We start from the raw sequence: 14649 nt of genomic DNA, 5'->3' as shown, positions 1-14649 counted from the left end.
AGAAGGTTTTTTGCCGCCCGTTCCCAGGGACTTCGGGTGATACTCGGCGTCCCACCAACATTTCTTGGGACTTGGACCGGGCCTTGGCGGAATTGAATCAAGCGGGGGCGGTCGGGCTGGTGGTCAAGCTGCCCTTCGCCACCCCCGAGGAGTTCCTCGCGAAATACGGGGGCAACATCACCCGGGGCGGCATCTATTTGCGCGCCAAGGCCGTGCGCCCTCCTGGCACGGCCGTTACCCTGGACCTCCGCCTGGCAGGCGGCGACCGGCTCCTCTACACGGCGGCCATCGTCCACTTCGTCACCGGGCAGCAGGGCCAGGGCATCTCTGGCATGGGCCTGAAGTTCGGGGAGGCGGACCCACCGACCCGCCGGTTCCTGGACGCCGCGGTCGCCATCCTGCCGCATGCCCAGTCCGACCTGCCGCCCGTGCCCCATGGCGTGGGCCCCGCGGACTACACCGTCCCCGCCCCCGTGGCGGCCCCTGCCCTGCCCCCGACCGTGGCCGCGGAAGCCGTCGCCGCCCCCCGGATGGACGCCCCCGCCGCGCCCGCGCTGGAGATGGTGACGGACGCCTCGCTGGGGCTGAACACCGACGAGCCGCCCCGGACAGGGCCCGTGATCGGCATCGACCTGGGGACGACGAACTCGTGCGCCGCGTTCGTGCGTGGCGCGAAGCCCGGGGTGCTGCCCAGCCGCGAGGGCCACAACACGGTGCCCTCCATCCTCGCGTTCAACCAGCGCGGCAAGCTGGTGGTGGGCCACCCCGCGAAGGGGCAGATGCTCACCAACCCGCGCCAGACGGTGTACGGCGCCAAGCGGCTGGTGGGCCGGCCCTACGCGTCCCCCATCGTGGGGCAGATAAAAGGCCGCTTCCACTACGAGATCGCCGCGGGCCAGAGCGGTGAGGCGGCGGTGCGCCTGGGCGACCGCATCTATTCGCTCCAGCAGATCTCCGCGCTGATCCTCCGCGAGGTGCGCGAGGTGGCGCAGAACCAGCTGGGCCAGCCCATCTCCCGGGCGGTCATCACGGTGCCCGCCTACTACAACGACAACCAGCGGCACGCGGTGCGCGAAGCGGGCAAGCTCGCGGGCCTGTACGTGGAGCGCATCCTCAACGAGCCCACGGCGGCGGCGCTGGCGTACGGCTACGGCAAGAAGCTCAACCAGCGCGTGCTGGTGTACGACCTGGGCGGCGGCACGTTCGACGCGTCGGTGCTGGAGCTGCACGACACCGTCTACGAGGTGATCTCCACCGGCGGCGACACGTTCCTGGGCGGCATCGACTTCGACAACGCCATCGTGGAGTACCTCCTGGAGGAGTTCCAGCGGCAGACGGGCCGCGCCTTCCAGGGGGACCGGGTGGCCCTGCAGCGCATCAACGACGCGGCGGAGCGGGCCAAGTGCGCCCTCTCCGAGCGCTCGGAGATGCGCGTGCACGTGGCCTTCATCACGATGATCGACAACAAGCCGTACGACCTGGACGTCACGCTCACGCGGCAGAAGTTGATCGCCCTGACGGAGGGGCTGGTGGACCGCACGGTCCAGGTCTGCGAGGAGGTCCTCCAGGCCAAGGGGCTGAAGCCGCAGGACATCGACGAGGTCATCCTCGTGGGTGGCCAGAGCCGCTTCCCGCTGGTGCACGAGAAGATCACGAAGTTCTTCGGCCGGCCGCCCAGCAAGGGCGTGCACCCGGACGAGGCCGTGGCGCTGGGCGCGGCGCTCCTGGCGCACAGCCTGGGACAGCTGGAAGGCGTGGTGCTCATCGACGTGCTGCCCATGGCCATTGGCGTGGGGCTGCCGGGTGGGCGCTTCAAGCCGGTGCTGGAGCGCAACGTGTCGCTGCCGGCCGCCAAGAGCTACACGCTCTCCACGCACCGGGACGACCAGACGGAGCTGGAGCTCACCGTCTTCCAGGGGGACTCCGAGCGCGCGCAGGACAACGAGTACCTGGGCACGCTGCGGCTCGCGGGCCTGCCGAAGAAGCCGCGCGGCGCGGTGCAGGTGCAGGTGACCTTCGAGGTGAACAACGAGTCCCTGCTGAAGGTGACCGCGCGGGAGGGCACCTCGGGGCGTGAGGTGGTCAGCACGTTCACCACCCGCGACACGCCGGAGGTGGTGAAGGCGCGGCTGGCCCAGCAGGAGTCCGCGGCGGCACCGGTACCGCCGGTCGTGGCTGCGGGGACCGCGGCTCCGGCGGCGCGCAACCCCGCGGCGGCGTCCCCTCCGGTCGTCGAGGAGGCACCCGCGGACGTCGCGGTCGTGTCCAGGCAGAAAGGTTTCATGGGGTGGTTGAAGGGGCTGTTCGGCCGCGCTTGAGGGCGTGGCGTCGAGGGCCCTCCGTGATTCATTGCTGGGGGTGCCTACGGGGTTGAGCAGTCGGGCTGCTATGAAGTGTCGAAATTTTTCGACACTTGGACGGCCCCCCCCGTGACCGACCTCTCCCAATGCCTTCCTGGCATCCTGCTGAAGCTTGCCCAAAATCCGTCCGCCCGGGCGCCCCTCTACACATTCCTGGGAGATGACGGAGAGGAGCTCGTCTGGAGCGCGTTCGACCTGGACGTGCGCGCGCGGAGGATTGCTTCCGCGCTGCGTGAGCGAGGCGCGCAGGGCGAGCGCGTGCTGCTGCTGTACCCGCCGGGGCTGGACTACATCGCGGGCTTCTTCGGCTGTCTGTACGCGGGCGCGGTGGCGGTGCCCGCGTATCCGCCGGACCCGATGCGGCTGGAGCGCACCCTGCCCCGCCTGCGCGCCATCATCCAGGACGCGAGGGCGTCGGTGGTGCTCACCACGTCGGGCATCCTGGAGCTGTCGGACTTCGTCTTCGAGCAGGCACCGGACTTCCGCGCGCTGCACTGGATGGCGACGGATGCGCTGCCGGAGGGCGGCGAGCGGGACTGGGTGGCGCCCGAGGGCATGGGGGCGGAGTCGCTCGCGTTCCTGCAGTACACGTCCGGGAGCACGGGCACGCCCAAGGGCGTGATGCTCACGCACGGCAACCTGCTGCACAACCTGTCGCTCATCCACGGCGCCTTCGGGGCACGGGCGGACAGCGTGGGTGTCATCTGGCTGCCGCCGTACCACGACATGGGCCTCATCGGCGGCATCCTGGAGCCGCTGTACGGCGGGTTCCCGGTGACGCTGATGTCGCCCATGGCGTTCCTCAAGCGCCCCATGGCGTGGCTGGAGGCGGTGTCGCGCTTCGGGGGCACCATCAGCGGCGGGCCCAACTTCGCGTTCGACTTGTGCGTACGCAAGAGCACGCCGGAGCAGCGCCAGGCGCTGGATTTGAGCCGGTGGGAAGTGGCCTTCTGCGGCGCGGAGCCCATCCGCCCGGAGACGCTGGAGCGCTTCGTGGAGGCGTTCGGCCCGAGCGGCTTCCGGCGCGAGGCCTTCTACCCGTGCTACGGGCTGGCGGAAGGCACGCTCATCGTCTCCGGAGGCGAGAAGTCGGCGCCGCCGGTGTCGGTGACGATTTCGGGTGGAGCGCTGGAGCGGAACCGCGCGGAGGAAGTGGGCGCGGCGGAGCCTGGGGCTCGGACGCTGGTGGGGTGTGGCCGGACGCTGGCGGAGCAGCGAATCGCCATCGTGGAGCCGGAGACGCTGGAGCGGCGCGCGCCCGGTGAGGTGGGCGAAGTCTGGGTGTCGGGGCCGAGCGTGGCGCAGGGGTACTGGGGCCGTGAGGAGGCGACGCGGGAGACGTTCCAGGCGCGCATCGCGGGGGAGGACGGCGGGCCGTACCTGCGCACGGGGGACCTGGGTTTCCTGCGGCCGGAGGGCGAGCTGTACGTCACGGGGCGGCGCAAGGACCTCCTCATCCTGCGAGGGCGCAACCACTACCCGCAGGACCTGGAGGCGACGGTGGAGGGGGCGCACCCGACGCTGCGGCCGGGTGGCGGCGCGGTGTTCTCGGTGGAGGTGGGAGGCGAGGAGCGCGCGGTCGTCGTGCAGGAAATCGACGTGCGGCGGTTGGGTGGGCTGCGTGAGCAGTTGGCGGCGGCGGACGCGGCGGTGGGAGTCATCCGTCAGCGGCTGGCGGAGTCGCACGAGGTGCAGGCGCACGCGGTGGTGCTGATTGAGCCGGGGAGTCTGCCCAAGACGTCCAGCGGCAAGGTGCAGCGGCATGCGTGCCGCGCGGCCTTCCTCGCGGGGACGTTGCAGGAGGTGACGGCGTGGCGGGCGGAACCACTTGGTGGAGCGGCTTCGTCGTCGTCCGAGGCTTCCCGCCCCACCGCCGCTGAGGTCGGCGGTTCTGGAGCCTCCGCATCTTCCGCCGCACTCTCGGGTTCCGGCATCGCTGGGGCCACGGCCGTGCCGGACTCCGGTGCCTCTGGGCCCCAGGCTTCCACCGGGCGGGCCGACATTCCTGGAACCCTCAGCCCATCCGCGACTGGGGCGGGTTCTGGCGCACGCGAGATGGTGGCTGGGCGGGATGCGGTGTCCCTGGCCGCGAAGCCGGACGCGGCGGCACTGGTCGCGTGGTTGCGCGATGTCGTGGCCCGGCACGTGCGCATGCTCCGTGAGGACATCGACGTCGATGCTCCGGTGACTCGCTACGGACTGGACTCGTTGGGCGCGGTGGAACTGGCGCACGAAGTGGGCGTCGGCACAGGGCTGACGGTGCCCATGGAATGGCTCCTCCAGGGACCGAGCATCACGTCCCTGGCGCACAGGCTGGCCTCCCTCCGTGACGCTGCGGGCCCCGCGCCCCGCCGCAGGAGCGTGGGCGGCGACCGTGAAGCGTCCTCGTCGCAGGCCCGCTTGTTCTTCCTGTCCCGATACGCCTCCGGCGACGTGTCCTACAACCTGCCCGCCGCCGTGCGCCTGGAGGGCGAGCTGGATGTGGCCGCGCTGGAGGGCAGCCTCGTGGCGCTCGCGGCCCGGCATGAAGGCCTGCGGACCTCCTTCCGCGAGGCCCCCGGTCAGCCCCGGCAGGTCATCGCCGCGGACGCGTCCCTGCCGCTGGCTCGCGTGTCGCTGGAGTCCCTGCCCGCCAACACCCGCGAAGCCGAGGCGCTCCGCCTGGCCCACGAAGAGGCCCGCCGCCCGTTCGACCTGGAGCGCGGGCCGCTGGTGCGCGCCGCGCTCCTCACGCTGGATGCGCGGACGCACGTGCTGGTGCTCGTCATGCACCATGCCGTGTCGGACGCCACGTCCATGGCGGTGCTGGTGCGCGAGGTCTCCGCCCTCTACTCGGCGCTGCGCGAGGGCCGCCCGTCGCCCCTGCCCGCCCTGCCCCTCGACTACGCCGACGCCGCCGACTGGCAGCGGGATGCGCTGGACGGCGCCGCGCTGGAGTCGCGGCTGGAGTACTGGCGGACGCAGCTCGCCGGTGCCCCTCAGCTGCTGGAGCTGGCCACGGACCGGCCGCGTCCCTCGCGGCGTGGATCCGCGGGCGCGCGGGTCCCGGTGGTGCTGGAAGCCGGCCTCGCGGACCTGGTCCGGAAGCTGGCGGAGCGTGAAGGCGTCACGCCGTTCATGGTCCTGCTCGCGGCCTTCCAGACCGTGCTCGCCCGCCGCTCGGGCCAGGACGACGTCAGCGTGGGCACGGCCATCGCGGGCCGTCAGCGCGCGGAGTTCCAGGGGCTCGTCGGCCTCTTCGTCAACTCGCTGGTCCTGCGCACGCGCCTGTCGGGCGCGCCTTCGTTCCGGGAGCTGCTGGGCCGCGTGCGGGAGACGGCGCTGGGCGCGTACGCGCACCAGGACGTGCCCTTCGAGCGGGTGGTGGAGGCGCTCCGGCCTCCTCGCGAGCTGGGGCACACGCCGCTGTTCCAGGTGATGTTCAACCTCCAGGGCGCCCGCGTGGACGCGCCCGTCCTGCGGGGGCTCCAGTCCCGGCTCCTGGACGTGCACACCGGCACGTCCATGTTCGACCTCACGCTGTCCCTGGCGGAGTCCCCCCAGGGCTTCGAGGGCTGGCTGGAGTACGCCACGGAGCTGTTCGACGCGGACACCGTGGCGCGGCTGGCCGGCCACTTCCGCGTGCTGCTGGAGGCCGCCATCGCGGCCCCCCAGACGCCCATCCACGAGCTGCCCTGGATGACGGCCGCGGAGCGCCACCAGGTGCTCACCGCGTGGAACGCCACGGCCCGCGCCTATCCCTCCGACAGCACCCTCCCCGAGCAGTTCGCGCTCCAGGTCGCCCGGACTCCGGAGGCCATCGCCGTGGAGGACGGGGACCTCCGCCTGACGTACGCGCAGCTGGAGGCGCGGGCCAATCCGCTCGCGCACTTCCTCCGCGCCCGGGGCGTGGGCCCGGACGTGCCGGTGGCGGTGTGCATGGAGCGCTCCGTGGACTTCGTCGTCACGGTGCTCGCCATCCTCAAGGCGGGCGGCGCCTACGTCCCGCTGGACGCGTCCTACCCCGCGCAGCGGCTGGCGTTCATGATGGAGGACGCCCGGCCCCGGATGCTGCTCACCACGCGAGCGCTGCGTGAGCGGCTGCGGGTGCCCGACGCGACCCTGCCCTGCTTCTTCGTGGACGCGCTGGCGCTCGAAGGCCAGCCCGTCACCGCGCCCGCCGTCAACGTGGGGCCTCGCAACCTGGCCTACGTCATCTTCACCTCCGGCAGCTCCGGGCGTCCCAAGGGGGTGGCCGCCGAGCAGCGCGGCGTGCTGCGCCTCGTGCACGCCGAGCCCTACTCGCGCCTCGGTGCGCGCGAGACGGGCATGCTCTTCGCGCCGTTGTCCTTCGACGGCTCCGTGATGGAGCTGTGGACGATGCTGCTGCACGGCGGACGGCTGGTCATCTTCCCCGGCAAGGTCCCCGCCGGAGACATGGACACGCTCGCGCGCGTGGTGGAGCGCTACGCGGTCAGCTTCGTCCACCTGCCGGCGGGGCTCTTCTCGCAGCTGGTGGAGCACCGGCCGGACATCCTCGGGCGGCTGCGCGACGTGCACGTGGGAGGCGACGTCATCTCCGCCCCGCATGTGCGCCGGGTGGTGGAGCGCCTGGGCCGGCCCGTCATCAACGCCTACGGCCCCAGCGAATGCTCCGTGGCCGCTTCCTTCTTCACGGTGGAGCGGCCGGAGCAGGTGGGCGCGACGGTGCCCATCGGCGGGCCGCTCGCGAACACCACGGCGTATGTGCTGGACGCGCGGCTCCAGCCGGTGCCGCCAGGCGTGCCGGGGGAGCTGTTCCTCGGCGGTGATGGCGTGGTCCGGGGCTACGTGTCGCGGCCGGACCTGACGGCGGAGCGCTTCGTGCCGGATGCCTGGGGCGCGGAGCCCAGCGCGCGGCTGTACCGCACGGGCGACCGGGTCCGCTGGCGCGCGGACGGGACGCTGGACTTCCTGGGCCGCACGGACCACCAGGTGAAGGTGCGCGGCTTCCGCATCGAGCTTCCGGAAGTGGAAGCCGCCCTGCGCGAGCTGCCCGAGGTGCACGAGGCCGCGGCGGTGGTGCGCGAGGACGTGCCCGGCGACAAGCGGTTGGTCGCCTACGCGATGCCGCGCCCGGGCCAGGTGCTGGAGCCCACGGCGCTGCGCGAGGCCCTGCGCCGCAAGCTCCCCGACTACATGGTGCCGTCCGTGTTCGTGGCGCTCCCCACCCTGCCCCTGAACCCCAGCGGCAAGGTGGACCGCAAGGCCCTGCCCGCCCCGGACGCCGACTCCACCGGGCGGCGCGAGCGCTACGTGGCGCCGTCCACGCCCCTGGAGCAGCAGATCGCCTCCACGTGGGCCCGCGAGCTGGGGGCTGACCGCGTGGGCGCGCAGGACCACCTGTTCAACGACCTGGGCGGCACGTCGCTGTCCGTGATGCGGCTCGCCTCGCGCTTGAAGGAGACGCTGGGCCGCGACGTGCCCGTGGTCTGGTTGTTCGAGCACCCCACGGTGGAGTCGCTCGCCCAGCGGCTGGAGCACGAGTCGCGATCACCGGGAGCCCCCGCGCCGTCGCCCACCGCGCCCGGCCACCGCCCGCGCGAGGCGTCGAGGCCTGACGCGTCCGGCTCCATCGCCATCATCGGCATGGCGGGCCGCTTCCCCGGCGCGGGGACGGTGGAGGCGTTCTGGCGGAACCTGCGCGAGGGCGTGGAGTCCATCTCGCGTTTCTCACCGGAGGAGCTGGAGCACCTGCCCTCCCTGCCAGAGGGGTTCGAGCTCTGGTACCACCCGGCGTTCGTTCCGGCCGCCGGGGTCCTGGAGGACGTGGAGGGGTTCGACCACGCGTTCTTCGACATGTCCCTGCGCGAGGCGCAGTTCACGGATCCGCAGCAGCGCCTCTTCCTCCAGACCGCGTGGGCCGCGCTGGAGGACGCGGGCGTCAATCCGGAGCGCTACCCCGGCGCCATCTCGCTGTACGCGGGCGCCGCGGCCTCCGGATACGCGGAGGCCGTGCGGCAGGCGATGCCGCTGGATGCGGCGTCCTTCTTCGAGCTGAACGGCACCGCCACGCACGAGAGCCTGCCGACCAAGGCGTCCTTCAAGCTGGGGCTCACGGGTGAGAGCGCGCTGCTCTACACCGCGTGCTCCACGGGCCTGGTGGCCGTGCACCTGGCCTGCCAGAGCCTGCTGATGGGCCAGTCCGACGTGGCGCTCGCGGGGGCCTCGCGGCTGTCGCTGCCGCAGCGCACGGGCTACGTGCACCAGGAAGGGCTCATCTTCTCCCCGGACGGCCACTGCCGTGCGTTCGACGCCCGGGCCCAGGGGACGCTGCCCGGCAACGGCGTGGGCGCGGTGGTGCTCAAGCGTCTGGAGGACGCGGTGCGGGATGGAGACTCCATCTACGCCGTCATCCGGGGCTCGGCGCTCAACAACGACGGCCGGAACAAGTCCGGCTTCACCGCGCCCAGCGTGCAGGGTCAGGCGGCGGTGGTGTCGCAGGCGCTGGCCAACGCGGGCGTCTCCCCGGAAGCCGTGGGCTACGTGGAGGCCCATGGCACCGCGACGCCGCTGGGGGACCCGATTGAAGTGGCGGCGCTGACTCGCGCGTATGGCCTGGGCTCGGAGCACCGGGGGCGCATCGCGCTGGCGTCGCTGAAGACGAACGTGGGCCACCTGGACACGGCCGCGGGACTGGCGGGCCTGATGAAGGCCGCGCTGTCGCTGCACCACGGGGAGATTCCCCCCAGCCTCCACTACGAGCAGCCCAACCCGCAGATCGACTTCGACGCGGGGCCGTTCTTCGTCAACACCACCTTGCGGTCGTGGCCCCGGAGCGAGACGCCTCGCTTCGCCGCGGTCAGCTCCTTCGGCATTGGTGGCACCAATGCCCACGCCATCCTCGAGGAAGCCCCCATGCGGCAGAGTGGTTCCACCACGCGGTCCCACCAGCTCGTCGTGCTGTCCGCGCGCTCGCCGGAGGCGCTGGAGGCGGCGGCGCGGCGGTTGGAGGCGAAGGGCGTCGGGGACCTGGCGCTGGCGGACCTGGCGTTCACGCACGCCGTGGGCCGCAAGGCCTTCGAGTACCGCCGCGCGGTGGTGGTGAAGGACGCGGAGGACCTGTCGAGGCAGCTCCAGAAGCCGGTGACGCCGGCGAAGAGCCTGGGCAAGGCGCCGCGCGTGGCGTTCGTGTTCTCCGGGCAGGGGTCGCAGCGGCTGGCCATGGGGCGCGAGCTGGCGGAGGCGTCGCCCCTGTTCCGCGCGCACCTGGACGCGTGCCTCGCGCTGCTGGACGCGCCGCTGCGGGCGAAGGTGTCGGCCGTGCTCGCGCCCGAGGCCGAGGCTTCTTCGGAGGACCTCTCCGACACGCGCGTGGCGCTGCCCGCGCTGTTCAGCGTGCAGGTGTCGCTGGCGCGTCTGTGGCGGGACCTGGGCGTCACGCCCTCCGCGGTGATGGGACACAGCTTCGGCGAGTACGCGGCGGCGTGCGTCGCGGGAGCGCTGCCGCTGGAGGACGGGATGCGCCTCGCGGTGGCTCGCGGGGAGCTGATGCACCGGATGCCGCCGGGCGCGATGCTCGCGGTGGCCCTGCCCGTGGAGCGGGTGCAGCCGTTGCTGTCGGGTCGGCTGTCGGTGGCGGCGGTGAACGCTCCGGACCGCTGCGTGGTGTCCGGGCCGGTGGAGGAAGTGGCGCGGCTGGAGGCCGAGCTGAAGGCCCAGAAGGCCGGGGCGGTGCGCATGTCCGCGCCGCACGCGTTCCATTCCGCGGACGTGGAGCTGCTGATGCCGGAGCTGGCGCGCGTGGTGGGCACGCTGCGCTGGTCGGAGCCGGCGGTGCGGTACGTGTCCAGCCTCACGGGGATGGTGGCGCAGCCCGGGCAGCTCGCGGCGCCGGACTACTGGACGGAGCAGATGCGCCAGCCGGTGCGCTTCACCCGCGCGGTGGAGGCGCTCCAGGCGGAAGGCTGCACGGTGCTGCTGGAGGTGGGCCCCGGTCAGGACGTGACGCCGCTGGTGCGCGCGAACCTGGTCCGGCCCGAGGGCGGGGGTTCCTCCGTCCTCGCGCTGGCGTCGCTGCGGGTGGGCGGGAAGACGACGGAGCAGCCAGGCTGGCTCCAGGCCGTGGGCGAGCTGTGGACCGCGGGCGTGGCCGTGGACTGGGACGCGTTCTACGCGCATGAGCAGCGCCTGCGGCTGCACCTGCCCACGTACGCGTTCCAGACCAAGCCGGTCTGGGTGCAGCCGAGAGCACGCACCACGACGTCTCCGTTCGCGCCGCCGGCGGGAGGCTCCGTCCGGGCGCCGCGGACTCCGGTCGCGCCCGCTGATCGCGCGGCTGAACCCTGGACACCGGTCGCGCCCGCTGATCGCGCACCTGAACCCTGGGCCGCGGCAGCGCCCGCTGAACGTGCGCCCGACGTGATCTCCGAGGTGGCACTCGCCACGGCTCCGGAGGCGGGGGTGTCCTCGCACGGGTCGGTCGTGCCCTCGGCCCCGGCCCTCTCTCCGTCCTCCGCCCCTCCTCCTCCCGGCCGCGAGGACGCGCCTCAAGGCGACATCGAGGAGCGTGTGGCCGCGCTGTGGCGCGACCGTCTGGGCCTGGAGTTCGTGGGCCGCCATGACGACTTCCTGGAGCTCGGCGGCAACTCGCTGACGGCCGCGCAGCTCCTCAACCAGCTCCGTGAGGCCTTTGGCGTCAACCTGCCCCTGGCCGCCCTCTTCGAGGCGCCCACCGTGGCCGGCATCGCCGGACGCCTGGAGCCCCTGCTGCGCCAGGCACCGAAGGCCCCTGTCTCCACGGAGCTCCCGCTGGTGCCGCTGCCTCGCGATGGCGGCGAGCTGCCGCTGTCCTTCGTGCAGGAGCGCGTCTGGCGCCTGGAGCAGCACCACCCCGGCCTGTCCGCGTACAACCTCCCGTTCGTCCTCCGGCTCGAAGGGGACCTGGACGCGGACGTGATGGAGCGCGGCATCCAGGAGGTCGTCCAGCGCCACGAAGCCCTGCGCACCACCTATGACACCGTGGACGGCCGCCCCGTGCAGCGCTTCCACCCGCGCATGCGCGTGCCCCTCACCCGCGTGGAGCTGCGCGGCCCCATGGAGACGCGCGAACCGGAGGCGCTGCGCCTCGCCCGCGAGGACGCCGCCCGGCCGTTCGACCTGATCCACGGCCCCGTCCTGCGCACCACGCTGATCCGCCTGGACGTGAAGCTGCACCTGCTGGTCGCGAGCATCCACCACATCGTCAGCGACACGATGTCCATTGCCCTGCTCGTCCAGGAGCTGGGCCAGCTCTACGACGCCTTCCTCCAGGGCCGTCCCTCGCCGCTGAAGCCGCTGCCCCTCCAGTACGCGGACTTCGGGGCGTGGCAGCGCCGCAGCCTCGCGAACGGCCACCTGACCGAACAGGATCAGGGCTGGCGGCAGCGGCTGGCCGGCATGCCGCGCCGGTTGGAGCTGCCCACCGACCGGCCCCGCTCCGGCGAGCCTCGCCTCTCCTCCGCGCGCATGACGGTGGACTTCCCGCCCGCGCTCGCCCGTGAGCTGTTGGCCTTCACGCGCCGCGAGGGCTTCACCGGCTACATGACGGTGCTCGCCGCGTGGCAGACGCTGCTGCACCGCTACAGCGGGCAGACGGACGTCGTCGTCGGCACGCCCATCGCCAACCGCACGCGGCCGGAGCTGCTGCCGCTCATCGGCTACGTGGCGCACTCGGCGGCGTTCCGCTCGCGCTTCACGGACGGGCTCACGTTCCGCGAGCTGCTGGCCCAGGTGCGCGGCGAGGTCGCCGACGCGCAGACGCGCCCGGACGTGCCCTTCGAATACCTGGTGGAGGCGCTCATCCCGGGCCACGACATCGGCCGGGGGCGCATGACGGACTCCGTGTTCGTCTACCACACGGGCGCGAGCTCCGCGGAGGCGCTGGAGCTCATCGGCCTGCGCGGCTCGCTGGTGGAGGTGCCGGGCACGCCCGTGCAGTGGGGCTCCACCCTCAGCGACCTCACCCTGGTCCTCTTCGAGTCCCCCACCCGCGTCCATGGCGCGCTGGAGTACGCGGCGGAGCTGTTCGACGCCGCCACCACGGCGCGGCTCGTGGAGCACTTCCAGGTGCTGCTCGGTGCCGCGCTCGCGAACCCCGACGTGCAGGTGGCGCACCTGCCCCTGGCCACCGACGACGACCGCCGTGCGTGGCCCACGCCTCGCGCCACGCAGGGGCTGGTCCCCGTGCCCACCCTGCTCGCGGAGCGGCGCGCGCGCCAGGCTGACGCCACCGCCCTGTCCCAGGGGGAGACGCACTGGACCTGGGCGCAGCTGGGGGCTCGCGCGGAGGCCCTGTCCTCCCGGCTCCAGGCCCTGGGCGTGAAGGCCGGGACCCCGGTGGCCGTGTGCCTGCGCACGTCGCCGGAGAAGCTGGCCGCGCTGTGGGCCGTGCTGGGCGTGGGGGGCGCGTGCGTCGCCCTGGGCCCGTCCGACCTGGGACACCTGCCGGTGTACGCGCCCGAAGGCGCCCCGGTGCCGGTGCTCGTCACCACGCGCGCCCTGACGGCTTCCGTGCGCGTGGACGCGGCGCGCGTCGTCTACGTGGAGGACGTCCCGGCTGCGACCGGGGCCTCCGTCACCGCCGCGCACGTGGAGCCGCACGCCCTGGCGTGGCTGCTGCCCACGGGCCGGGGCCAGCCCGCGTGGGCGCTGGGGCACCGGGAGCTGGCGGAGTTCTTCACCGGCCTGGACACGCGGCTGTCTCCCCCGGACGGCGGCGCGTGGCTGTCCGCGAGCGAGCCGTCCCCCGACCGTCCGGAGCTGGAGGCGCTGTGGGCGCTCACGCGCGGTCTGCGCGTCGTGTTCCCGCCGGAGCAGGTCACCGCGCGGCTGGTGAACCTGCACGGCGGCGGCCCTCGCTCGAAGGCCATGGACGTGAGCCTCATCTACTTCGCCAACGACGAGGACACGCTCCAGGGCCCCAAGTACGAGCTGCTGCTGGAGGGCGCGAAGTTCGCGGACGCGAACGGCTTCTCCGCGGTGTGGACGCCGGAGCGGCACTTCCACTCGTTCGGCGGTCTGTACCCGCAGCCCGCGGTGGTGGCGGCGGGCCTGGCCACCGTGACGAAGCACCTGCGCCTGCGCTCCGGCAGCGTGGTGCTGCCGCTGCATGATCCGCTGCTCATCGCGGAGCAGTGGTCCGTGGTGGACAACCTGTCCCAGGGCCGCGTGGGCCTGTCCGTGGCCACAGGCTGGCACACGCAGGACTTCACCTTCGCGCCGGGCAACTACGAGAAGCGCCGCGACATCCTCCTGGAGAAGCTGTCCACGCTGCGCGCGCTGTGGCGCGGCGAGCGCTTCAAGCGTCCCGCGGGCGCCGGCAGCACGGCGGAGGTCGGCCTGCGCCCGAAGCCCGTGCAGAAGGAGCTGCCGGTGTGGCTCACCGCCACGGGCAACCCGGAGACGTTCCGCATGGCGGGCGAGCTGGGCGCGGGCGTGCTCACGGGCCTGCTGTCGCACTCGCTGGAGGAGCTGAAGCCGAAGGTGGCGCTGTACCGCGAGGCGTGGCGCCGCAACGGCCACCCGGGCCGTGGCCACATCACCTGCATGCTGCACACGTACCTGGGCGACGAGGAGCAGGAGGTGCTGCGCACGGTGCGCCAGCCGCTGCTCGGCTACTTCCGCAGCTCGGTGGACATCAGCACGTCGCTGCTCCAGGCGCAGGGCATCACCGACGTCCAGAAGCTGTCCCCGGACGACATCAACGCGGTGCTGGAGCGCACCTTCGAGAACCACGCGAAGAACACCGGCCTGCTGGGCACGGTGGACAGCGCGCTCAAGCGGCTGCGCGACGTGCGCGCGGCGGACGTGGACGAGGTGGCGGCCCTCATCGACTTCGGCCTGGACACCCCGGTGGTGCTGGAGGGCCTGCGCCGGCTGGCCGTGGTGCGCGAGCGCATGGACGCGGAGGCCGCCGCCCGCCAGGAGCAGGTGCTGGTGGAGGCGGAAGCCGGCGTGGAGGGCCTGCTGGAGCTGGCCCGTCAGTCCGGCGCGGTGCTGCTGCACACGTCGGCCCGCCTGGCGCGTTCGCTGAGCGAGCTGCCCGGTGCTCGGGAGTCCCTGTCCCGCGTGGGCGCGCTGGTGTTGGAAGGCGCGTCGGTGGAACTGGGCGTGGCGCTGCACCGGGCCGCGGGCGTGGAGGTGTGGCTGTCCGGTGATGCACAGGAAGGCGCGCTGCTGCCGCGCACGTTGGCGGAGCGCATCCCCGGAAACCTCCAGGCCTGGGTGCTGGACGCGGCGGGCCAGCCCGTGCCCGCGGGCGTGGTGGGCGAGCTGGCCCTCGCGGGCGCGG

The 14649-nt window shown here is 72.9% G+C and carries 2 protein-coding genes (1 of these 2 cut by a window edge); both read left to right on the top strand.

All coding sequences use genetic code 11. From position 1 onward, the window contains the following. Positions 1-83: 83 nt before the first annotated feature. The gene (locus NR792_RS07985; RefSeq protein WP_375759475.1) at positions 84-2318 is read left to right on the top strand and encodes a TIGR02266 family protein; all 2235 of its coding nucleotides are present in this window, start codon (positions 84-86) and stop codon (positions 2316-2318) included. A gap of 111 nt (positions 2319-2429) precedes the next feature. Beyond that, a protein-coding gene (locus tag NR792_RS07980; RefSeq protein WP_375759474.1) for a non-ribosomal peptide synthase/polyketide synthase crosses the window boundary here: on the top strand, positions 2430-14649 show its beginning. Its footprint extends 18422 nt past the window's final position; 12220 of the gene's 30642 nt are visible here — the first part of the coding sequence; the start codon lies at positions 2430-2432; its stop codon lies off the right edge, out of view.

The organism is Corallococcus exercitus (assembly GCF_042231735.1).
Classification (GTDB): domain Bacteria; phylum Myxococcota; class Myxococcia; order Myxococcales; family Myxococcaceae; genus Corallococcus; species Corallococcus exercitus_B.
The sequence above is the reverse complement of the archived record's forward strand: the minus strand, read 5'-3'. Positions and strand labels throughout refer to the sequence as shown.